The sequence below is a fragment of the Streptomyces bathyalis genome, assembly GCF_015910445.1.
In the GTDB taxonomy this organism is placed as follows: Bacteria; Actinomycetota; Actinomycetes; order Streptomycetales; family Streptomycetaceae; genus Streptomyces; species Streptomyces bathyalis.
In genome coordinates this window covers 3,533,801-3,554,884 of sequence record NZ_CP048882.1, presented here as the reverse complement: position 1 = coordinate 3,554,884, position 21,084 = coordinate 3,533,801, and the positions used below count along the sequence as shown (strand labels likewise).

The window sequence follows — 21,084 nt, the reverse complement described above, 5'->3', positions numbered from 1 at the left end:
GATGATATCGATGGGCGGCCGGGGGTGATTCCGCACGAATTGCGAGAGCGCGACCGACGTCCCGTAATCCCGGCTACTAGAGGGTAGTTCGCTAGTCACTCGATACAGTCGACTGGTGATCCTCCCGCAGCAGCAGACCCCGCCGCGAACAGAGTCATGGCGGGCCAAGCTCCGGCGCCAAAGGAGGTCTCTCGCCAGATTAAGTCGGGTCCGGTATTGGATCTTGATCCGTGCGGGCTGGCTGATCATGTGTGTTGCAGTGCTGTATTCAGCGGATGCGCTCCTGATTGGTTGGGCGGACGCTTGGGAAGTCTTCGTTGGTCGCGAATCCCCGAAGGGCGCTCCTGCTCCGCCTCTCACTTGGTCCCTGTCAATCGTCGGCTATGCGTTCACCCCTGCGTTCATTGGCGCGATCGTCGGATACATCGTCTCCGGGCAGATTGACTCGCGCCGGTGCGAATCGTTGGACGACGTAGAAGAACGACTCCGTCGTCAAGCCGGCGGCCCCGGCTGTCTTCCTCCCGGAGGCCACGGGTGAGGCCGCTCAGCGACTTGTATCACGAGGGAGGAGTTGAGAAGGCCTTTGCTGAGGACTTTGTCCAGATCCCCCACAAGGGATGTTGGGCGACAGCGTCCGACCACTGGGAGCGAACCGTCGAAGAGATCCTCAACAGTGTCCGAGACTTTGAGGGTATGCCTCGTGAGCTTGCGGTCAGGAAGGCAGAGGCGTCCGCGCAAGACGTTCTTCGGTACTTGGCTCAGCGCGGGCTCTGTTCATTCTGCACGACCTGAGAATTGAATGCGTTAGCGCTCGGCTTGCTACGTTGGGAGACATGGTGGAGAAGCGGACACTTGAGGAGGTCTTGCAAGATCTACTCATGTCTGCCGACCCTGCGGCAGATGCGGAGCTGGCGGCAGATGTTGCGACGGTCATTTCACGCGCAGCAAACAGTGGAGGCCTGACCGAGGAACAGTTTGAACAACTAGGAGCAAGATTTCCCTCGTTGCGCAGCGAAGGCCAGTTGCCTGCACCGATGGAGAGCGCCAATCGTCTGGCGGGTACATCGGTGGACGACCGGTCTCTATCGGTGCGAGAAGCGCTAGCGCAGCATTCAAGTGATGCGCGTGTCGACCTACCTGGTCCGCCGCCGGGCTGTCCGGCCCACGGGCTCGGCCCGGAGGGTGTGCGGCGGCTGTACGGTCCGGAGGCCGACGCGGACCCGATGGCGCTGTACGAGCGGCTGCGTGACGAACACGGCCCGGTGGCACCGGTGTTGCTGCCCGGGGACCGTCCCGCGTGGCTGGTGCTGGGGCACCGGGAGAACCTGGAGGTCTCGCGCACGCCCTCCCTCTTCTCCCGCGACTCCCGCCTGTGGCGCGACATGCAGGAGGGCAAGGTCCCGCCGACGCATCCGCTGGCGCCGCTGACGATGTGGCAGCCGCTGTGCGTCTTCGCCGAGGGCGAGGAGCACGAGCGGCTGCGCAGGGCCGTCACCGAGAGCCTCGCGCGCTTCGAGGCGCGCGGGATCCGCCGGTACGTGACGCGCTTCGCACACCAGCTGATCGACGAGTTCGAGCCGAAGGGACGCGCCGACCTGGTCGAGCAGTTCGCCGACCAGCTGCCGCTGCGCGTGATCACACAGCTCTTCGGCATGCCCGAGCACCACGGGCCCCGGCTGATCGAAGCGGCCAAGGACATGATCCGGGGCTCGGAGACCGCCGTGGCGAGCAACGACTACATCACCGAGGCCCTTCAGGATCTGGTGGACCGCAAGCGTGCGTCGCCGGGACACGACGTGGCGTCCAAGCTGATCGAGCACCCCGCCCGGCTCACGAACGACGAGGTGCGCGAACACCTTCGGGTGGTGCTCGTCTCGGCGAACGAGCCGACGGTCAACCTGATCGCGAACACCCTCCGCCTCGTCCTGACCGACCAGCGCTTCCGGGCGACTCTCGCCGGGGGGCACATGACACTGCCCGACGCGCTGGAGCAGGTGCTCTGGGACGAGCCACCCATGACGACGAATATCGGCCGCTGGGCGACGGGCGACGCACAGCTCGCGGGCAAGACGATCAAGGCCGGAGACATGCTGTTGCTCGGCCTCGCCGCCGGCAACGCCGATCCGCAGATCCGGCCCGACAAGTCCACGCCCATGCACGGCAACCGCTCGCATCTCGCGTTCAGCGGGGGACCCCACGAGTGCCCGGGCCAGGACCTCGGCAGGGCGATCGTGGACACCGGGATCGACACGCTCCTCACGCGCATCCCGGATCTGCGGCTGGCCGTCCCGGAAGAGCGTCTGAAGTGGGAGACCGCGCTCATGTCGCGCCGCCTGGTGGCACTCCCCGTGGAGTTCGCGGTCCGTAGCTCCAAGGGGCCCGCGCGCTCGGATCCGAGTGCGCCGTCAGTCGAGCTTCCGCCTATGAGCCGGCACCAGGCGCCGCTGCCTGCGGCCACCGCAGAGTTCGAGCGGACCTCGTGGTGGACGTCTCTGAGAGTGCGTCTGCTGAGGCGGCGATAACACTGCTAGACCGGAATCTGGTGTCCGCGCGCGGCTTGGCGTCTCTACAGAGAGTTGAGGAGGGTAGGTGACAGTCGGTTTTCATGCAGCGATTGCTGGGACGGGCTTCATGGCGATCTTGAATGTGATGGCGGTCATCGGCCCAGCCGGACTTCTCGGCGGCGTGGGTGGTAGGTCCGCTCGATCCAGGTGACGATCGCGGCAACAACCTTCGGATCCGTTGCTCTGGGGGAGAGAGCAGTCGGCTCAGGCGACCAGACTGAACCCTAGGCGCCCGGCTCAGGTCACGATGGGAGGACTTGAAATCGCTCACACTCCCAGGCTCATACACACCAGGATGGTAACTAACGGTCAAGTTACCTGGGGAGGGTCCTGTGCCGAGGGGTATATGGGTGGGACACGAGCACTTCAGAACAAAAGAGGCGGTTAGGGACCGCTGCCGCGCGATCCGAGACCGCTACCGGGGTCAGCCGCAAGTCACGGGAGAGAACGACGATCATTTCCTTCGGGAACTGCTTTCCCTCCACCCCGAGTACGAGTTCAAGAAGGGCAGCGGAATCACCGGCTTCACGGTAATCCGCAACGAGCTACACGGCACGTACGGATTCGCGGTGTTGCGCGTGGACGGAACCACCATCGACTTCTCCTGGAACGTCTGCTTGAATCCGCCATCTCAGCTTCAGAAGGTCCTGAGCTGCCTGCGGCGGGCGATAAAGGACCAAGTGATTGCCCACCGAGACGCCGCTTTCATGGCAGGTCCCGTCAGCTGCGCGATAACTGGCGCAACGATCGCCTTCAAGCAGGAAGCGCACGTGGACCACCACGCTCCGACCTTCCTTGAGATCGCCGAGGGCTTCATCACGTCGCACGGTGGCCCTGATGCCTTCCGTATTGCGGACGACATCCCAAATGGGTTCTCCCACGCCGAACTCGCCGACAAGGAGTTGGAAGCTGCCTGGCAGGAACACCACCAAGCGGTCGCTGTGCTCCGCGTCGTTACCAAGTCGGCGAACCTGAGTCGACCCAGGGAGGAGAACAGATGATCGCCTTGGGCTGGTGATACACCCCTGTGAGGTTGGCTCGGGGCCTTGTGGAACGGGTGACGAGAATCAACCCGTGCGCTGGGCTTGGGAATCACCGTGCAGATCGGGCCAGTTGACCTCTGACCTGCACGGAGCAGTCCTTTCTCAGTCGTTCAATGACCCCGATTATTGGCCCCTGTTGACCGTGGCTTACCGCCTCTTCTGGTGCGCATCTGGTGCGCATCTGGTGCGGGAGTCGTGCGGCGAACACGAGGCTGTCGGCGCAGTGTCCAGTGCTGCACCGTTCCACGTGGAACAGGCTAGGACTGTTCCTCCGACCACGGCCGGGGAAGGGTCCGGACATGGACTCGAACGGTGACGCTCAAGCGGCAGCTCGGGAGCTGGCACGTCGAGCGCAGGAGATACGATTCACAGCGGCCCGACGGGCATGGCGGAAGCTCCTTTGGACGCTCACTGGCGGGCAGTTCGGTCGCAGCGGGCCATGGAACGACCGGAAATGCGGCTCTTTCGAACGTGCAGGATGGCGCGTGCGAGCGGCTGAGCTGGACGACGATGACGCCTTCGCGGTCACGTACTGGGTGTGTCGGAGATGCCGCCTTGGATGGGTGGAGTGGCCCTATGCCGCGCCTCAGTACGTCCGCTGTGGGCTGGCTGGTGCCGGCCTTGCAGCTCTGCGCGCCGACAACCAGGGGGTGGAGTGGTACACCCTGGGCGGACACGATCTGGATGCCGTCCCGTTTTGGAAGTCGGTTGGCTCTGGCGTCCCAGGCGGTTACGAACCGCGCGAGCCGTGTGAGCACGACCCTCAACATCGGGGCCGCAGCAGATCTTGACGCGTACAGGGAAGCTAGGGGGCTCCTCTTGGTGGCGTGAGCTGAGTTCCAATGCCCCTTGGCCCCCGACGGTGCCCGTCAGGGTGGGCGTCGCCGAACCTGAAAAGAGCTCTGGAGGGGTGACCGTCGTCGACGGTCACCCCTCGTGTCTTCAGCGTGTCTCAGCTCGTTCCACGTGCTTCCCGTTCCTGACCCGCCTGTGTGGGCGATGCGTGGGTCAAGCGGGAGGGGCGGGTCTGCATTTCGACAGCAACTGACATCGTGAGCTCACCGAAGCGCTTAGCCACCGTATCGTGGTAATCGCGAAGGGTTTTACTGGAAATATCCGGACGTTGACGACCCATTAGATAATGGGACACCACCGCACAGGCCTGATTGTGTGCTTTGAGGGCGTTTTTGACTGTGCGTCCAGCGACTGTCATCACTGTGGACAAACGCCTGATGAGCTTCACGTGCGCGGTGAGCGTACTCTCCAGTGCCTCGACCATGCGTAGGTCTTCAGTCGGCTCCTCCACGCGATTGCAGAGAGTTGCCAGCGCCGTAAGGAAGTTCTCCGCATCTTGGAGCATGTCGCTGTATGTAGCTCTGCGCTCTTGACGTAGCCAGTGCTCAAACTGATCGTTAGCCTGCCGCTCGGCGTGTTCCAAGGCGGACTTTGCCGCCCGATCTGCGCTTTCCCGCGCTCCTCGGACTGCGGCGTACCCACCAGCCAAAGATCCACCTACTGCGCCTATCAATCCCATGGCCGCAGCCAACACGGCGGCCCACCCCTGATCCACGGTTTCCCCCTCATCGCCAGTAGAGCGCCCTCCCTCAGAGGATGCTGCATGCACCTGCATCGACGTCGTGTCATGCAGGTGCATGCAGTTCCGAGCCATTCGTGGATGACAGAAAGGTCCTATCCCGGCGGACTCGTGTGACGAATTATAGGCACGACGGTCGCTGATCATCTCAGCCGATCGACTAACTTCCTGGGTTCATCCTCGTCCGACTACGGTCGCGGGTGTTGGACGAGAAATCTTCGCCAACGCCACTCCGAATCCTGCCTTCCTGATCTCGGATACACGCTTAACGAGATTCACCTTACTGAAGAAGAACAGTGATCTCGCAAGTGGCCCGTCCTTACTGGTCGCGATTGCCAAGATCATTCTCTTGTTGTTCTCAACGGCTGTTACGTCACCCCACTTTTCATTGTATTGATTTCGCGTCTTATCGGCGTAGCCGATTTGCGAGTCTCGACCGCTTCCAACCGCATTCTCAACGTATAGATCTGCTGATACAGCTGCTTGACTGAACAGGTGCGACATGGTGGGTGAGTCTTCCATTTTCTTCACACACACAAAGTCATATTCTTTGGTGAGGAGATCGCACACCTCTACCTTTTGATGCGAGCCACCGATCATGAAGTTCTTCGTGTCGAGAAGAATGTGCCCGCACTCATCTGCGACATCTTCATTGTATTCGGTTTCTGTCTTATATGAACCATCGAGATTTGGCAGCCATGGGGGAAGACCTATGCCTTCAGTTACGTCCTCGATCTGGTCGATTCGGCTGTTGATTTCGTGTAGGTATCCTGCTGCAATTCGAAACCATTGACCTAGGCAGAGCGCGTACGTCTCTTCGGCCGTTTCTGTTTCGAATACGAAGTAGTCTGTCAGCGATCGTTTGGGACGCATGGGGGAATCGGATGCATCGAACGGCGTGATCTTGAGCTTTTTCAACTTTTCGTCAAGATCATTTTCAGGAAGCCTCGTAAGCATGCTCGCGAGGTCAAGCTCCTCCAGTGGCTCTCGCTTCCGTATCCGGTCACCGGAGATCTTCCAGTAGGAGACGTCTGCGCCTAGCAGGTCGTCTGGGCATGCCACACCGATCTTTTTACTAGTCGAGTCCTCCAGCGCGCTACACAGCGCACTCCAGAGATTTTCCAGTACTGGATCACCCTTGGACACGGGCACAAAATTGTCGAGGTACGGAAACTTCTCCTTGTAGTCTTCCGACTCAAACTTGTCGAGAAGCTGAGAAAGGAGGCCTGGGAATTCGAGAAGGTCGGTATCAGTTGTGAGCGACAAAGCCTGAGATCCCCCCACGCCTGTCGCCCAGTTCAAATCCTCCGTGACGTCGGCCTTGAGGTACCTGAGCCACTCTCGTTCTACTTCTAGGTCGAATTCTGCAACGCGAGACCTATTTGCTGTTTGGCTTCGCTGCTGCCTAGAGTTCGCGTCCACGGTTCGAACTTGCATGGCGGAAATCTTCATCGGATCTGCCATGTTCGCCGTTACGCGCAGTCCGAATTCTGGCTCCAGTAGCTCGTTGTTGAGCATTGATTGTGCATACCCGAAGCACACAGCAAAAAAGCGGTCCGCAACTTTGAATAGTACGGCGACTGAATTGTTTGAGTTTTTCAGGTCAGTGACATCCACGAGGGGCGACAGAGCTGCAGCCCATTTTGGTTCCTTCGGATGGCCGGGCATGACCCAAACCCGACAATCCAGGCTCCCTTGATTGTCAGGTATGGTTACTCGCTCTTCCGGCCTCTGCGAGCTTAAAGAGAAATCGCGCAGCAGACCTTCGAATCCCTGAGCCTCTGCACGAAAGAGATAAATAGAGACGCGCATCCCAACCCCCCAGTTGCGAAGTAATTGGTTGAGGATGGCACAAGAGTTGGTAAAAGTGTAGAGATTGTGTGCAGAAAGGTATGTTTCGGTCAACTTGGCCAAGTTTAGTACGTGCGTGTGTTCGATTATGTTGTCTTGGCAAGCTGCTTACGGTGGGTTGAAGGTCTAGATGTGTGCTTGTCGGAGACTGCGAATCTACGCCCCTGAGGTCGGTGTAGCGGCTTTGGGCTGGAGCTGCCTTGGGGCGAGAGATCAGGGGCTCGTAAGCTTCCTGCGACTCGGGCAGTCTCCTGATCTGCCCGCAATGGCCCGAAGTGAGCCCCTGATCTTGGAGGCTCGCCCCAAGGTGGCTGCCTAAAGCCGTGGAGCCGACCGGCCCCGCCGGCAAGCCGGGCCGCGCGGCGAGCGGAGCGAGCCCTTGAAGCCGTAAGGAAAGTTGTTACTCACCGCTGAGGCTGGTGAGTGTCCTGTCTCGGGAGATGCTTTACACGCCCGCCGGACGGGGACGGCGGATGCACGACGATCGGCGCAGGCATGTGACCAGCGTGCAGACGTGCCGGCGCCGCCCCACCCGGGACCCTTCGCCTGGATCAGATGAGCCACAGCGGGTGCCGGGCGGATGGGGCTTCCCGGCCCAGGCGCTGGCTCTTCACAGCCCTACGGACAAGCCGCGGACAAGTCATTGCCCGGTTGGTGCCCTGATTGGTGCAATAGCAGGTCAGAGGCATGAGACAACATGTGGGCGCATGGTCTTGAAAACCGTCGTGAGGTGATCCCTCACCGTGGGTTCGAATCCCACCGCCTCCGCCGAGGTCAGAGAAGTAGCAGGTCAGAGGGCGCGTCTCCGGTTCGGGGGGTGCGCCCTCTGCGCGCACTCTGTCTCACCCAGTTCCGCGTATTTCTCGGCTTTGACCAGCCTGTGTGGGCCATCTGTGGGCCAGGATCGCCGCATTACGCACCGTCAATGGCCGCCCCGTGCGGCGCTCTTCTTCGGCGGTCTCGTCGACTGTGGGCTCCTGGTTCGTGCGCCCTGCCTCTTCTCTGCCTGTGTCGCTAGGGTTCACGTGGACCTGCTCCGCAAGAGGCGGACAGAGGGCGGGTAATGGGCGGGTAGAGGGCGGTTGTACGACTGCCCGTCAGTCGAGGTCCGAGCGGTGGCTCACGCCGGGCCGGCCGATGTATGCGCTGCGAACCTCGTCCGCGTAGTACAGGTTCAGCACGTTCGGACGCGGCGGGCGGACGGGCTCGACTCCCCATCGTCGTAGCGAGGCGCGGGCTTGGCCGGCCGCATTGGGGCCGGTGTAGCCGAAGTGCTCTGCGGCCTGGGCGGCGGTCCACAGCTCGTCGTCGTCCGGTATGGCGAGCAGGTACCCGCACCGGCTTGGCAACGAAACGGCATAACCCATCCGAGGTCAGGGGCGTGGTGCATACCGTCCTGGCATGGACTGGGGGGACGTGCCCGCGTGGGCCGCGCTCGTGCTGTCGGGCGTTGCCGTGGCGGTCAGCTGGAAGGCGCGCAGCGACGGGAAGCGGTCGGCGGACGCGGCGCAGTCGTCAGCGGCCTCGGCCGCGGGTTCCCTTGCGCTCCAGCAGGAGGAAGCCCACGTGCGGAGGGTCGCGGCACGGCAGTCGCACATGCGGCTGGAGCACATTGAAGACCGCTGGCTACGGCTTCGGAACGTCGGACGCGAGGTCGCGTCGTGCGTGATCGTGGTCGAGGAGTTCGAGGGGTTGCGTGATGGGTTCGACCTGGAGCCTGGGCGGTCCCTCGACTTCGAGCTTCCCGAAACGGCGCGGCCCGAAATCTGCGTCACGTGGGAGGAAGCCGACGGCGAGTTCGTGTATCTGCCGGTGCCGCCCAAGGAGTGAGCGGCGCCGACAGGAACGATTCCCCGAGCCGGAAGAGCTAGGGGCTCAGAGGGTGGTCAGGTCCCCCAAGGGCAGAGAGAAGCTGCCCTGGCTGGCATGCGGGGCCACTGCGTCATGTTCCAAGCCCGGGATAGGAATCTTCGTTCCGAAGACGGTAACGGTGGACTCCGCCGCAGAAGCTGTTCCTGTGCCCAGGATTGCTCCTGCCAGTGTCAGTGCGGCCAGTGCGCCAAGGCGTTTCGTGTACTTCATCGATCCTCCTCATGGTGTCTTGCTGTTCAACGAGCGAGGACCGTCAACGGAACGACATGGCAGGCCTGCCCCTTCACCCCCCCGGTGCTCCCATTCGTCGGTCCCCCCGGTTCCCCCGGGTAAGGGTCCGTGAGTCGATACGCTGGCGCGGTCAGCGGATGTCGCTTCGGCGCCCCCACGCTGGGCCGGTTGGCGGCGCGGATATCGTCGGCGCGGTACGGGTTCTCGGAAGGCGATACGCAGCCGCCGGCTGCTCCGCGCCAAGCCAGCAGAGAGGGCCCGTCAGCTTGCTGACGGACCCTCATGCAAGGTCGAGGTTAGCGACCTTCCATCGCTGCCTGACGGGTCACCACGGACCCGGGCACGACGCGACTACGTCGAAGCCCTTTCCTCAGCGGCCTCAGTTGAGCGCGTTGATGGCCCATCGTTGCTTTTGGGTGCCCTCGTCCTCCTCCAGGAGCACCACACTGTGAGCGCTCTTGCTGTAGGGCGTGAGCACGTTACCCGTGGAGACCGAGGTGATCTTGTAGGTGCCACCGGCAGAAGTCAGCCGCCACTGGAATTCCGGGGTGGAGCCGCACTCCCATTGCTCCACACGGGTCTGGCTGCCGAACCTGACCGGCCTGAGACACTTTTGTGTCTTCTCATTGCGAATTTGGGTGCCACCGTTGACGGACCTGAATGTCCACTGGTTACCGTCACCCGTGGGCTTCTTGTAGCCGGTCCAGATGTGAATGCCGTCGCGGTCATTCTTGCCGTAATAGTACGGCGTCAGGTGGCCGCCGGTCTGGTAGTTGATGATGGCCCACCGGGAGGCGTTCACCGCGGTGGCGGAGCCTGCCGTCAATCCGCCAAGCAGGGCTGTGAGCAGGCCGAGGACGAGAAGGAGCCGATTGGCTGAGCGTTTCACGAAGTCATGCCTCGTTTCTGTGCTGCATGGGGTTATGGAATGCACGGCGCCTTCGGAAACATCCGGCGCGGTGCACCAAGAGACTATGGAATTTCCAGCTCCTCAGCAGCAGTTCCCAACGTCCTTCATTCGATCAGGTATCAACGACCATTTCAAACTGTCACGTTGCGGTGAATGCCCGGCGCGGTGGCGCAGCAAGGCAGCGAATTCCCGGCATTCACTCCCCAGAGCCCTGGGGTCCGCGTCACTCACTGGAATGGAGCGCCTGGCCGCCCCACCGGACCGGCCGCGCTCCCGGTGCCGCCCAGGGATTGAGCGGCACCGGCAGGCGCGAGGTCAGGCGGCTGCGGGATCGGGTGCCGACCGTGTCCATCCGCAGCTGCTTCGCGTGCAGCGCACCGCGGGCGGGCGGCCGTCGCCTCCTTCGACTTCGAGGGTGCCCCGGCAGTGCGGGCACGGTTCTTGGATGACGCGTGTGCGTCGGGTCATGTCCAGCGCGGACTCGACGCGTTCGGCCGCCGAGCGGGCCACGGACGTGATGCGGTCGACCTGGACGGCGTTCAACTCGCGGAACGGGCCCGGGGCTTCATCGAGGCGGTGCGTCAGCCACACTGCGGCGAGCGGCGCCGTACGGGTGGGATGCGTGACGTAGGACCAGCGTGCGGTGTCGGCCTGGTCCTGCGCTGCGGCCAGTGAGAGGCGTCGGCCGATTTCGTCGCCGGGCCGGCCGACTTCACGCGGGCGGCGGGGCGTTGCACTGCGCTGGCGATCTGGTCGGCGCAGTCGAAGAGAGCGAGTTCGACGGTGCGCATGGTGTCGTGCACGGCGACGCGGATGGGGACGGGGCGTTCGTCGAGTGCGTCGTACGGGCGGTCGGCGCGGTCCTCCAAGCGGGCCTGCCGGGCGAGGGCGATCTCGTCGGCGTCGAGCTGGTCGAGGGCGTTGAGGTATGCAGCGAGGCCTGACGGGGGCCAGGACACGGTGTTGGGGGTGCCGAGTGCGTCGGTGAGTCGTCCCAGTGGTGGGTGACGACGGCGAGGTTCTGCTGTGCGGTGCGGGCGGGGATCACCGCAGGCTCCTGTGCTGCTCGGTGTACGGTTATCTCGCCGCATGGGGCGCCCTGGTCTGGCGGGACTGGTAGGGCGCCCCGTCGTCGTTCAGGGCTGTTTCGGCTGGTGCGGGGTCACTGCGCGACGGCATCGTGGCCGTCATGAGAATCGCGTTACTGCGGCGTGTTCGCCGCTCTGCCCCGACACCGTCACAGCTCAAGAAGCGGCGTACACGGGCGATGCGCGGGCGCCACGCCCAACGCATAGACAGTCGGGTGTTGTTGGGACTCGCGGCCTTGGTCCTCCTCGTCGGGCTGCCGCTTGGGGTGTGGAAGCTCCCGTACCTGCTCGACGGTCAGTACCTCGACACCGACTCGATCGGTGAAGGAGTGGGCTCGGCGACGTTGGTGACGGGCTTGCGAACGGCGATGGTCACCTGCGTAGCGGCGATCGGCGCAGGTGTCGCGCTGTTCTACACCGCCAGCACCTATCGTCTGAACCACCGCGGTCAGGTCACTGACCGTTTCACCAAGGCCTTGGAGCGGCTTGACTCGGAGCACATTTACGTCCGCATCGGCGGCATCCTCGCCCTGGAACAGATCATCCGCGACGCGCCCGACCATGCCGCCGACGCCGCTCGCGTACTGGGGCACTTTGTCCGGCACATGAGACCACCGGCGTCGCTGGACCGCCCGGACGCCGATATTCAGGCCGCATTGACCGCGCTGACCAGACCCGAAAGCCGCGCACACGTCTGGGACCACGCTTTGGACCTCAGAAACCTCTGTCTGGTCGGGGCAGACTTGCAAGGCGCGGACCTCACCAACGCCTTGCTGGAGAAGTCGATCCTCACCGATGCTGATTTGTGCGGTGCGAACCTCACTCACGCCCAGTTGATCGATGCGAACCTCACCGACGCCTTGCTGTCCGAGGTGAACCTCACCGGCGCCCGGCTGTTGGGTGCAGACCTCACCGACGCGGAGCTGATCTGTGCGGACTTCACCGGTGCCTGTGTAACGGTCGATCAGCTCCTCTCTGCGTTGGACCTGCTTGACGTCCGGCTGTCGCCGGACATGGCCCGCGACGCCAGAATCGTCGCGCGACTGCGGCGCGGCGCTGGCTGAGTGCGGGGACCAGCAGCGGGCCCACGGCGGGCGCGATCACTGCCCTCCCGGGCCTCCGGCGCCGCGGTGCAGTGCTCTACCGGCGGCCGGTGGGCGTGGTGATGGTGAGGGGTTCGAGGCGGCGGGCGACGACATTGATGGCGCCCCGGGCGCGTTCGATGCGGCCGTGGATGAGGAGTGCGGCGTGGTTGACGGCCATTTTCATGTGGGCGTCCCAGACTGGTGGCGGAACGATGACGTTGACCATGCCGGTCTCGTCTTCGATGTTGAGGAAGCAGGTGCCCTTGGCGGTGGGTGGGCGCTGCCGGTGGGTGACGAGACCGCCGAAGACGACTGTGGTGTCGTCGGGCTCGTGGCGTACAGCGGCGGCGGGGAGCACTCCCCGGGCGTCCAGATGGGGCCGGAGGTGCTGGACGGGGTGGCTGTCGGGGCTGGCGCCGGTCGCCCACAGGTCGGCGAAGGTCTCCTCGATCACGCTCATTGCAGGGAGCGCGGGTGGGTCGGGGGCCGCGGTGGTGCCGGGCAGGAGCGCCTCGTCGGCGGTGGCGAGTGCGCCGGCGGCCCACAGGGCTTCCCGTCGGCTGACGCCGAAGCCGTCGAAGGCGCCCGCGGTGGCGAGGTTCTCCAGCACTTTCGTCGGCAGGCGGGTGCGGCGGGCGAAGTCCTCCAGCCCGGCATACGGGCGGCCATCGGCAATCGCGTGTGCTGCCTCCGCCGAGAGGCCGTGGATCCCGGTCAGGCCCAGGCGGATGGCCCGGCCGCCGGTGGAGGCCTCGTCCGGTTCGAGGCCGGCCTGCGGGCCGGAGTGGGTGACGTCGATGCCGCGGACGGTGATGCCGCGGCGGCGGGCGTCGCCGATGAGGGTCAACGGGCTGTAGAAGCCCATGGGTTGGTTGGCCAGGATGCCGGCGATGTAGGCCGCCGGGTAGTGCAGCTTGATCCAGGCGGAGGCGTAGACGATGTGCGCCAGGGACTGGGAGTGGCTCTCGGGGAAGCCGTAGCCGGAGAAGGCCTGGATCATCGTGTAGAGCTCCTCCGCCGCAGCGGGCGGGATGCCGCGGGCGGCCATACCCTCCATCAGCCGCTGCCGTAGTTTCGCGACGCGTTCGGGGGCGTGCTTGGCGGCCAGGGCCTTGCGCAGCTGGTCGGCCTCGCCGGGGCCGAAGCCGGCGCAGTCCATGGCCAGCCGCATCATCTGCTCCTGATACAGCGGCACTCCGAGGGTGCGCTCCAAGGCGGGCTGGGCGAGCGGGTGGGGGTAGGTGACCTTCTCGTGCCCGGCGCGGCGGCGCAGGTAGGGGTGCACGGAGCCGCCTTGGATCGGGCCCGGCCGGATCAGTGAGACCGCCACGACCAGGTCCGCGAACGTCTGGGGGCGCAGGCGGGGGAGGGTGGACATCTGGGCGCGGGATTCGACCTGGAAGAGGCCCACGGTGTCCGCGGCGGAGATCATGGCGTACACGCCCGGGTCGTCGGGAGGGATCGACGTCAGGTCCAAGGTGCGGCCGTGGTGGTGTGCGATCAGATCGCAGGCGGTGTGCAGGGCGGAGAGCATGCCCAGACCGAGCAGGTCGATCTTGACCAGTCCGGCTTCCTCGACGTCGTCCTTGTCGCCCTGGAGGACGCTGCGCCCTTCGGCGGTGGCCCACTCGACGGGCATGATCTCCCCGATGGGCTGTCGGGTGAGGACCATTCCGCCGACGTGCACGCCCATGTGCCGGGGCAGGCCGTCCAGTTGGGCCGCGAGCTCTACCACGTCGGTCGGGATGCCGGCGTCGGCGCCCGGGGGTTCGTGGTGCTGGATGTGCCGGGTCATCTCGTCGATGTGGCCGGTCGCATAGCCCAGCGCGCGGGCGGCGTCGCGTACGGCGAGCCGGGGCCGGTAGGTGATGACGTTGGCGACCTGTGCCGCGTGGGTGCGGCCCCAGCGGCGGTAGACGTACTGGATGACCTCCTCACGGCGGGCGTTCTCGAAGTCGATGTCGATGTCCGGCGCTTCGGCCCGCTCCACCGACAGGAACCGTTCGAAGAGCAGCTTGTGCTTGATCGGGTCGACGGCGGTGATGCCGAGGGCGTAGCAGATGACGGAGTTGGCGGCCGAGCCGCGGCCCTGGCACCAGATTCCGGCGCCGGTGGCGTACTGCACTATGTCGTGGACGATGAGGAAGTAGCCGGCCATCTCCAGCTGTTCGACGACGTCGAGCTCGCGGTCCAGCTGCCGCCACGCCACCTGCGCCGCGGAGGTCTCGCGTGGGCCGTAGGTGTGTTCCGCGGCCCGGGTCGCCAGGTGGCGCAGGAAGCTGGTCTCGGTATGCCCGGCAGGGACGGGGAAGCCGGGCAGCTGCGGTCTCAGGTCGGCGAGGTCGACCACGCAACTGCGGCCCAGCCGAAGGGTGTTCTCCAATACCTCGGGGTAGCGGGCCAGTCGGCGGGCCATCTCGCCGGGTGAGCGCAGATGCGCCGTCGGGGCAGGTGGAACGTGTCCTGCCGCATGGTCGAGGTCTTCGCGGCGGCGCAGCGCGGCCAGGGCCTGAGCCAGGCGGGCCTGGGCGGGGGTGGCGTAGTGCACGGCGTTGGAGGCGACGACGGGCAGGCCGAGCCGGCCGGCGGCGGCATACAGGGCGTCGTTGCGCGTCGAGTCGGTGGGCAGGGCGTGGTCGACCAGCTCGATGTGCAGGGCATCTCGGCCCACCAGATCAGCGAGCTGCTCCAACCGCCTTGCGGTGGCGCCCGCATCGCCCACCTCAGCTGCGGTCATTTCGGGAGTCTCGCCCGGGGCGGGGCAGCCGGTCAGAACGGCCCACTGGCCGTTTCGGGCGGCCTTGGCCAGCTGCTGCAGGTCGTAGACCGGGGCGCTCTTGGCTCCGGCCAGTTGCGCGGCGGACAGGGTGGCCGCGAGTTGCCGGAAGCCGGCCAGGTCACGGGCGAGGACCACCACCGGCCCGTACGGGAAGGGCAGGCTCAGCTCGACGCCGTAGACGGTCCCGAGCTTGTGGTCGCGGGCGGCGGCGCCCATCCGGCGTGCGGCGTAGAGGCCGTCCCGGTCGGTGATCGCCAGGACCTCGATGCCCAACTCGGCTGCCTGCGCGGCCAATGCGTCCGCGTCGGATGCGCCTTGGAGGAAGGAGAAGGAGGAATGGACGTGCAGCTCCGCCCACCCGGCGGGTCTTCGCTCCTGGGTGGGCAGGCGCAACAGCCGGCCCGTCCCGTGTTCAGCCATAACAGGCCTCCGCCCACCACTGCCCCTGCTCCAGGACCAGCAGCCAGGCCGGACCGGCCACGGTGACCACTTGCATGCGCACCAGGCGGCGGGACCTGCCGGCGTCCCACCACTGCTCCAGGGCGGGCCACGGCCCGGCCCAACCCGACACCTCAGCGGCCGGGCTCCCGTGGACGGTGAGCCGGGCCGGGGGAGCGGACAGTTCAAGGCGGGCGGAGACGCCCACCAACTCGCCTGCCGCATCTTGCAGTCGGGCGGTCTGCGGCTGGGCGGGCACCCAGGCCGGGTGCGGAGCGGGCAGACGGCCTGGCCAGGGACCGCTCGGGAGGCCGTCTCCGGTCGGCAGGTCGCCGAAGGGGAGGCGTACCGTGCGCTCGGCCGGGCCACGGCCCCCGCCCAGCTGCACGCGGGTGACCGCGCCGTGTCCGAGCATCGCCTGCAGCCGCCCGGCCGCGACTTCCATCTCGGCACTCGCCGATCTCTCGCCGAACAGCAGCTCCTGCCGTCCGGTCGCCGCGCTCAGCGACTCGGGACGCAACGCCAGCCGCACGATCCCCGTCGCCGCATCGCTCCCCTCGTCTTGTGGGGAGAGGGCGCCCACCTCATGCCAGGCGGTCAGCTGCCAGCGGACCCGTTCGGCGACCGCCAGTTCCGAGAGCCGGCCCTCGTGCCGCCACAGCCTCGTCAGCCCTCTCCCGTCGGCGAGTTCGACCCCGACCTCGATCCGGGCACACACCGCCCCAGCGGCGGCCAGCCGCTCATGCAACGACCGGGCGAGCTCCTTCGCGGCGAATGCGACCGGCTCCAGTCGAAGTTCGGCAGGGTCGAAGGCGTGCGCGACGGTGAGGTCTTGGCCGGGCGCACGGGTACTCAGACCCCTCGCCTCCAGCCCGCGGGCAGTGCGGTGCGCCGCTGCGCCGTCAGCGCCGAAGCGTGCGAGCACTCTCTCGCTCGGCAGGCCGGCGAAGGCGCCCACAGTGGGAAGTCCCAGCCGGACCAGGAGTGTTGCCAGGTGCGTGCGGCCCAGCACGCCGACCGGATACGGAGCCAGGAACTCTCGTGTCTTCCCCTCTGGCACCAAGGCGCCCCGGCGAGCGGCGAGCGCGGCGCCGAAAACGGTTCCCGCCACCCCCATTCGAGCGGTGTGGCCTGCCGCCGCGACGGTCATCACGACCTTGTCGGCCAAGGCCGCTTCGCCGCTGAAGAACCGGGCCGGGCCGTGTGCCGGCAGCACCACCAGCCCGGGCCTGATCACCTCCCAGCGGGGTGCGACCTCCTGCTCCAAGAGCTGCATGATCGGCTCGAAGTGCCGCGTCTCGGCCTCCACATCGCGGGCGATCACCTCCAGTTCAGGGGCGCGGCTAGTGGCCTGCCGCAACCGCATTCCGCGGCGCACCCCCAAAGCGCGGGCAGCGGCTGAGCAGGCCACCACCTTCCCTGCGGCAATCACTGCGGTCGGACGCACACCGCCGGGATTGGTGCCATCGGCCACGACCGGCCAGTCCGGCAACCACGCGCACGCGACGCGGTCCGGCGGCGAATTATTCATCGGAAACAACACGCCCTCGTTGCACCTGCGTTGGAGCACGAAGGATCCCGGGCAGGTGTCCAGCCACCTGACCTGGCCAGTTACCCGCCGGCCGTACACGGCGCAACAATGATGCGGTTGATGCAACGAGGAGGAGGGTGTGCAGCAACTGGATGCGCCCGAGGTCGGCATGTCGGCGACCAGGAAGGCCGCGGCGGACCGCGACGGGACGTGAGGGGCGAGTCAGAGACGGTACTGGCACACCCATGAGAATCGGACAGATGTTCGATCTAAGCAAGATGTGACCGCGCCAGTGCGCCGCTGCCGCTGCTGTGTCCTTCAACACGCGGGCGACCGCATCATGAGTCCTCTGCACGGTCTTCTACTCGAAACCGCGACTGAAAACTCGTGCACTGAGGTGAGCGTCCAGGGGAAGTCCTCTGTGCGCATCTGGGACAGATCTGCCTCGTCCTCCGCGTCAACGCGGCGAGCCTCGGCTGTGACCTCGGCGAGGCTGTGGGTGGCGATGACGACGGCACCGGAGCAGTCGGCGTAGACGTAGTCGCCGGGAGTGATGCAGACGTCGCCGACCTCGACGGGGACGCTGGCCGCTGTCGGAGCGCCGGTGTCGCGCCCCAGCGGGTGGCTTCGCCGGTGCACCAGGTCGCGAAGTCATAGGAGGCAGTTCACCGAAGTCGCGTAGCCGGCCGTCGGTGAGCACGTCCCAAAGGGAAGAAGGCCCTCCTGATCGTGCACGTCGACGCCTACTACGACCACGTCCGCAATACCAGCGATCTTGAGGTAGCACCTCCACAGGACCAGCTGTACGGGCCTCGCACCTTCACCGTCACCGACCCCTGGGGATACCAGTGGAGCTTCTGGCAAGGCGAAGCCACACCACCGCATGATCCATCTGTAAGGATCGTCCGTAAATGATCTCTGGCATGCCGGTTGACCAGCTCGTTTTGCGCTCAGCCAGCGAGGGTGAGGTTGTGGAGGCGGGGGATGCCAAGCATGGCGTGGTGGACGCCGTCGCCTTTTTCTACGATGAGCACGGCATCCTTGCGGTGCCGCTTGCGCTGATGGAGGGCCGGCCTGGGACCGAGGTGGGCGATGATCCGGTCGGCCGCGGAATTAGAGACGCCGAAGAGCGGGGCGAGCTGCCGCAGCGTGAGGTTGGTGCGCCAGTACGCAGTGACCAGCAACACCCGGTCCTCCAGCGGCAGACTCCACGGCCTGCCCTTGCGGGCCGGATTCGCCCCCTCGCGTCGCAGCGCGGTGACGGGCCTGCCGGACTGACGCCGGCTCAACCCGGTGAACGAGGCTATCCAGGACGGCTTCGACGCCGTGATCACACCAGCCACCACAAGATCATCCCATCCGTGGCCAGCAGTTACGGGTCATCCCTTGGCCGTCGCGACAGATGTGGTGCACGTAGGCGTGGCAGGCAATCCTCAGCGGCTCGCGCGCAGTATGCGGATCGCGCGCAGTGTGCTGGGTGGTTCGCCCTCGAATCCTGCGAACCCGTGGAGGTAGCCGGCGATGAGGTCCGGAGCGGAATGGTCTTCGATACTGGTGAACCCGAGGGCGTGCAGCTGGGCGGCGATGTCGTCGGGTGCGAAGTAGCTGAACACGGGTTCGCCGGCGCCGGCCAGCCGATCGGCACGTGCCCGCTGGTGCGCGCGGTCCTCGTCGGTGGCCGCAGGCTGCAGGTAGTCGAAGACCACCTCGACCGGCTGGGCTTGACCAGCGATGTATTCGAGGGTGGCGTGGGCAGCGTTCGGGGTCAGGTAGAAGACGACGCCGAGCCACACGAATACGGCCGGCTCCGTCCGTTTGAATCCGGCGGATTCCAATCCAGCTGCCAGCGTCTGGGTTTCGAAATCGACCGGCACGAAGGTCAACGTCTCAGGGCGGTCGATCCCGGTCGTAGCAAGGCGTTCGCGTTTCCACGCTTGGGTGGCGGGGTGGTCGACCTCGAAGACACGCAAGTCCGGGTGCGGATTGCGATAGGCGAAGGTGTCCAGGCCCGCGCCCAGGATCACGGCCTGCCGCACACCAGCGGCGATGGCCGCGGTCACGGCGTCCTCGGCGAAGCGGGCACGGGCGGCGAAGAACAGGCGGCGGGGCCGATCGCTTGCCCCGGCACCGAGGAGATCGGTTGTGGGCGTGCCCAATTCCGTCAGTTCCTCTGCGGTGACGCCGAGCAGACGTGCCGCCAGGGGGTCGGTGAAGATCTGTGGTCGGTCAGCGATCTGGTGATAGGCGCGGGCGTACGCGGTGACGAGCGCTGTCCGGCTGGGTCCGCCGTTCTCCATGCTCCAGAACCTACTCACGAACGCGGCACGGGCTCTATGAACTCACTCACGAAGCCATGCGCGTCGACGCCATCGCTCCGGCGCACAAGCTCCTCCAAGGAACGCGCCTGCGCTGATCAGGGTTGAGCGCGTCACCGGACGGTGGTGATCAGGCCACCATCGACGGTCATGTCCGAGCCGGTGATGTTCGCTGCACGGTCGCTTGCAAGGAATGTGACCAAATCAGCGACTTCCTGGGGGGTGTTGAAACGGCCCAGCGGGGTGTCCGCGACAGCGGAGTCGGCGACCGACTGGGGGTCATTCCCGTCGGCAGACGACAGCGTCTGCGCCACACCAGCGTCTCCGAACCACAAGTCCGTGCTCACCGGGCCGGGGCTGACCGAGTTGACGCGCACGCCCTTGGGTCCGACTTCTTTCGACAGACCCTTGGTGAGGTTCGTCAGGGCCGCCTTGACCACGGAATAGTCCAACACAGCAGGATCGGGCAGGAACGCGTTCACAGAACCGACCATGACGATCGCTCCGCTGCCCTGTTGCACCATGGCCGGGACCGCTGCCCGGGTGGTACGCACCGCGGCCATGAGTCCGAGCGTCCATGCTCTGTTCCAGTCGTCATCGGTGATGCTGAGGAAGCCGTCAGGTCGGGGGGTGAGGGCTCCGGCGTTGTTGACGAGGATGTCGACGCCGCCGCGCTCGATGGCGACGTCGACCAGGGCGGGCGCAGCGCCTGGCTCTGTCAGATCGCCCGCCACAAACGTCACCTTTCCTGCCTGTTCCAGTTCTTTGAGCTCTTTGGTGAGGGTCCGTGACCCGGCGACCACGTGGCCGCCGGCATCTGTCAGTGAGCGAGTGACGGCCAGTCCGATTCCCTTGCTGGCGCCCGTCACGACGGCGGTCTTGCCGTTCATGTGCATGTCCACGGTTTGGTCCTCTCCTCGTCGGCGCTGGAGCTGCGGTGTGTCCGTTACGTCCGGCAGAGATGGGAGCCCGTGAGTGTTCGATAGGGGCGCCGGGCTCGGTGCATAGCAAACTCGGACCGGCATGGCAGTTCGGGTATTTCGCAGGCTTCCTTGACGGCGCGGAGAAAGCCGAGGTCGTCGACCAAGACAGGGCTGACGATGTGGTTGCCCGTACGCATTTACGGGAGGTCCTTCGTACGCATCTGGGACAGGGATGCCTTGTCCTCTGCCTCGACACGGCGGGCTTCGGCCGCGACGTCGGGGAGGCTGTGGGCGGGGATGACGACGGCGCCGGAGCTGTCGGCGTAGACGTAGTCGCCGGGGGTGACGCAGACGCCGCCGACTTCGACGGGGACGTTGACCGCTGTGGGGGCGACGGTGTCGCCGCCCCAGCGAGTGGCTTCGCCGACGCACCAGGTCGAGAAGTCGTAGGAGGCGAGTTCACCGAAGTCGCGTAGCCGGCCGTCTGTGAGCACGCCCGCCAATCCGAGATCGTGCACGCTGGACAGCTTGGTGCCGCCGCCGTGCGAGGCGTCCGGGTAGCCGCCGCTGGAGAGGACCAGCACCTTGCCTCGCGGAGAGTCCCCCACAGCGCGACGGAACAAGCCCTCGAATCCCAGCGTGTTGGTCTCGGTGAAGTCGTCACGGTAGGGCAGGTAGGCGATCGTCACTGCCGGCCCGAACAGCGAGCGTCCGGGAGTGGGGCTGACCAGGCTCAGGATGTGCGCCCGGTGCCCATGGTGGCGGGCCATCGCATCGACCAGGTCAGCACAGGACAGCCCGCCTACCAGCGCCCTGGGATCGGTGTTCTGCTCACCCATGCCGGTGTCTCCCTCGCGGTG

General features: G+C 65.7%; 18 protein-coding genes, 1 tRNA gene and 2 pseudogenes. 7 read left to right on the top strand and 14 right to left on the bottom strand.

The genetic code is table 11. From position 1 onward, the window contains the following. Positions 1-247: 247 nt before the first annotated feature. The 3 genes from G4Z16_RS33270 to G4Z16_RS15435 all read left to right on the top strand — a co-directional run bounded on the left by G4Z16_RS33270 (position 248) and on the right by G4Z16_RS15435 (position 2,522). A complete protein-coding gene (locus G4Z16_RS33270) occupies positions 248-538 on the top strand; it encodes a DUF6313 family protein (RefSeq protein WP_425508166.1) in 291 nt (96 codons plus the stop codon). Further along, complete coding sequence (locus G4Z16_RS33265; RefSeq protein ID WP_425508080.1) at positions 454-792, top strand: DUF6313 family protein; 339 nt, start codon at positions 454-456, stop codon at positions 790-792. The genes G4Z16_RS33270 and G4Z16_RS33265 overlap by 85 nt, the downstream gene beginning before the upstream one ends. A 392-nt stretch (positions 793-1,184) precedes the next feature. Continuing rightward, entirely contained in the window at positions 1,185-2,522 is a 1,338-nt protein-coding gene (locus tag G4Z16_RS15435; RefSeq protein WP_343070825.1) for a cytochrome P450, read from the top strand. An 81-nt stretch (positions 2,523-2,603) separates the two neighbouring features. On the opposite strand, the pseudogene G4Z16_RS33260 reads toward G4Z16_RS15435, so the two are convergent. Continuing rightward, a pseudogene (locus G4Z16_RS33260) lies at positions 2,604-2,722 on the bottom strand (IS3-like element ISAar45 family transposase); the annotation flags it as partial. Positions 2,723-2,914: 192 nt separating this feature from the next. Between G4Z16_RS33260 and G4Z16_RS15430 the strand changes: the two are divergent. Further along, the gene (locus G4Z16_RS15430; protein WP_197351354.1) at positions 2,915-3,565 is read left to right on the top strand and encodes a DCL family protein; all 651 of its coding nucleotides are present in this window, start codon (positions 2,915-2,917) and stop codon (positions 3,563-3,565) included. Positions 3,566-4,559: 994 nt separating this feature from the next. Here the strand turns inward: G4Z16_RS15430 and G4Z16_RS15425 are convergent. Together G4Z16_RS15425 and G4Z16_RS15420 are read right to left on the bottom strand one after the other, a co-directional pair. Continuing rightward, positions 4,560-4,967: a hypothetical protein gene (locus G4Z16_RS15425; RefSeq protein WP_197351353.1), complete on the bottom strand. Its 408-nt coding sequence runs from the start codon at positions 4,965-4,967 to the stop codon at positions 4,560-4,562. A gap of 408 nt (positions 4,968-5,375) precedes the next feature. Continuing rightward, a complete protein-coding gene (locus tag G4Z16_RS15420; RefSeq protein ID WP_197351352.1) occupies positions 5,376-7,106 on the bottom strand; it encodes a TIGR04141 family sporadically distributed protein in 1,731 nt (576 codons plus the stop codon). Positions 7,107-7,734: 628 nt separating this feature from the next. Between G4Z16_RS15420 and G4Z16_RS15415 the strand changes: the two genes are divergently transcribed. Then, positions 7,735-7,820: transfer RNA gene (locus G4Z16_RS15415), tRNA-Ser, on the top strand. A gap of 329 nt (positions 7,821-8,149) precedes the next feature. Here G4Z16_RS15415 and G4Z16_RS15410 read toward each other — a convergent pair. Further along, positions 8,150-8,401 (bottom strand): hypothetical protein, encoded by a 252-nt coding sequence (locus G4Z16_RS15410; protein ID WP_197351351.1) that lies wholly within the window; start codon positions 8,399-8,401, stop codon positions 8,150-8,152. Between the two features lie 52 nt (positions 8,402-8,453). Here G4Z16_RS15410 and G4Z16_RS15405 point away from each other — a divergent pair, with 52 nt between their 5' ends. Further along, on the top strand, positions 8,454-8,882 hold the full coding sequence (locus G4Z16_RS15405; RefSeq protein ID WP_197351350.1) for a hypothetical protein: 429 nt from the start codon (positions 8,454-8,456) through the stop codon (positions 8,880-8,882). Positions 8,883-8,927: 45 nt separating this feature from the next. Here the strand turns inward: G4Z16_RS15405 and G4Z16_RS15400 are convergent, their stop codons facing one another. The 3 genes from G4Z16_RS15400 to G4Z16_RS15390 form a co-directional block, all read right to left on the bottom strand. Beyond that, positions 8,928-9,134: a hypothetical protein gene (locus G4Z16_RS15400; RefSeq protein WP_197351349.1), complete on the bottom strand. Its 207-nt coding sequence runs from the start codon at positions 9,132-9,134 to the stop codon at positions 8,928-8,930. A gap of 400 nt (positions 9,135-9,534) precedes the next feature. Further along, the gene (locus G4Z16_RS15395) at positions 9,535-10,044 is read right to left on the bottom strand and encodes an RICIN domain-containing protein (RefSeq protein WP_197348653.1); all 510 of its coding nucleotides are present in this window, start codon (positions 10,042-10,044) and stop codon (positions 9,535-9,537) included. A gap of 602 nt (positions 10,045-10,646) precedes the next feature. Then, positions 10,647-11,024 (bottom strand): hypothetical protein, encoded by a 378-nt coding sequence (locus G4Z16_RS15390; protein ID WP_197351348.1) that lies wholly within the window; start codon positions 11,022-11,024, stop codon positions 10,647-10,649. Positions 11,025-11,371: 347 nt separating this feature from the next. Here G4Z16_RS15390 and G4Z16_RS15385 point away from each other — a divergent pair, with 347 nt between their 5' ends. Continuing rightward, complete coding sequence (locus tag G4Z16_RS15385) at positions 11,372-12,217, top strand: pentapeptide repeat-containing protein (protein WP_197351347.1); 846 nt, start codon at positions 11,372-11,374, stop codon at positions 12,215-12,217. A gap of 76 nt (positions 12,218-12,293) precedes the next feature. Here G4Z16_RS15385 and G4Z16_RS15380 read toward each other — a convergent pair whose 3' ends face one another. From G4Z16_RS15380 to G4Z16_RS15350, 7 genes and pseudogenes are all read right to left on the bottom strand, one after another. Next, positions 12,294-15,437, bottom strand: a complete 3,144-nt coding sequence (locus G4Z16_RS15380) for an error-prone DNA polymerase (RefSeq protein WP_197351346.1) — start codon at positions 15,435-15,437, stop codon at positions 12,294-12,296. Next, positions 15,430-16,986 (bottom strand): DNA polymerase Y family protein, encoded by a 1,557-nt coding sequence (locus tag G4Z16_RS15375; protein ID WP_197351345.1) that lies wholly within the window; start codon positions 16,984-16,986, stop codon positions 15,430-15,432. The genes G4Z16_RS15380 and G4Z16_RS15375 overlap by 8 nt, the downstream gene beginning before the upstream one ends. Before the next feature lie 318 nt (positions 16,987-17,304). After that, a complete protein-coding gene (locus tag G4Z16_RS15370) occupies positions 17,305-17,625 on the bottom strand; it encodes an RraA family protein (protein WP_246530873.1) in 321 nt (106 codons plus the stop codon). Positions 17,626-18,005: 380 nt separating this feature from the next. After that, positions 18,006-18,329: pseudogene (locus G4Z16_RS15365) on the bottom strand (helix-turn-helix domain-containing protein); the annotation flags it as partial. Positions 18,330-18,419: 90 nt separating this feature from the next. Next, complete coding sequence (locus G4Z16_RS15360) at positions 18,420-19,283, bottom strand: class I SAM-dependent methyltransferase (RefSeq protein ID WP_197351343.1); 864 nt, start codon at positions 19,281-19,283, stop codon at positions 18,420-18,422. Between the two features lie 131 nt (positions 19,284-19,414). Continuing rightward, on the bottom strand, positions 19,415-20,197 hold the full coding sequence (locus G4Z16_RS15355) for an oxidoreductase (RefSeq protein WP_343070938.1): 783 nt from the start codon (positions 20,195-20,197) through the stop codon (positions 19,415-19,417). A 224-nt stretch (positions 20,198-20,421) separates the two neighbouring features. Beyond that, a complete protein-coding gene (locus G4Z16_RS15350) occupies positions 20,422-21,063 on the bottom strand; it encodes an RraA family protein (protein WP_197351341.1) in 642 nt (213 codons plus the stop codon). Between the last annotated feature and the right edge of the window lie 21 nt (positions 21,064-21,084).

Excerpts from the sequence above, each read along its gene's own strand:
- G4Z16_RS33270 (WP_425508166.1), top strand. The coding sequence starts at position 248 with ATGTGTGTTGCAGTGCTGTATTCAGCGGATGCGCTCCTGATTGGTTGG.
- G4Z16_RS15425 (WP_197351353.1), bottom strand. The coding sequence starts at position 4,967 with ATGCTCCAAGATGCGGAGAACTTCCTTACGGCGCTGGCAACTCTCTGC.
- G4Z16_RS15405 (WP_197351350.1), top strand. The coding sequence starts at position 8,454 with ATGGACTGGGGGGACGTGCCCGCGTGGGCCGCGCTCGTGCTGTCGGGC.
- G4Z16_RS15400 (WP_197351349.1), bottom strand. The coding sequence starts at position 9,134 with ATGAAGTACACGAAACGCCTTGGCGCACTGGCCGCACTGACACTGGCA.
- G4Z16_RS15380 (WP_197351346.1), bottom strand. The coding sequence starts at position 15,437 with ATGGCTGAACACGGGACGGGCCGGCTGTTGCGCCTGCCCACCCAGGAG.
- G4Z16_RS15375 (WP_197351345.1), bottom strand. The coding sequence starts at position 16,986 with ATGAATAATTCGCCGCCGGACCGCGTCGCGTGCGCGTGGTTGCCGGAC.
- G4Z16_RS15360 (WP_197351343.1), bottom strand. The coding sequence starts at position 19,283 with ATGGAGAACGGCGGACCCAGCCGGACAGCGCTCGTCACCGCGTACGCC.
- G4Z16_RS15355 (WP_343070938.1), bottom strand. The coding sequence starts at position 20,197 with ATGCACATGAACGGCAAGACCGCCGTCGTGACGGGCGCCAGCAAGGGA.
- G4Z16_RS15350 (WP_197351341.1), bottom strand. The coding sequence starts at position 21,063 with ATGGGTGAGCAGAACACCGATCCCAGGGCGCTGGTAGGCGGGCTGTCC.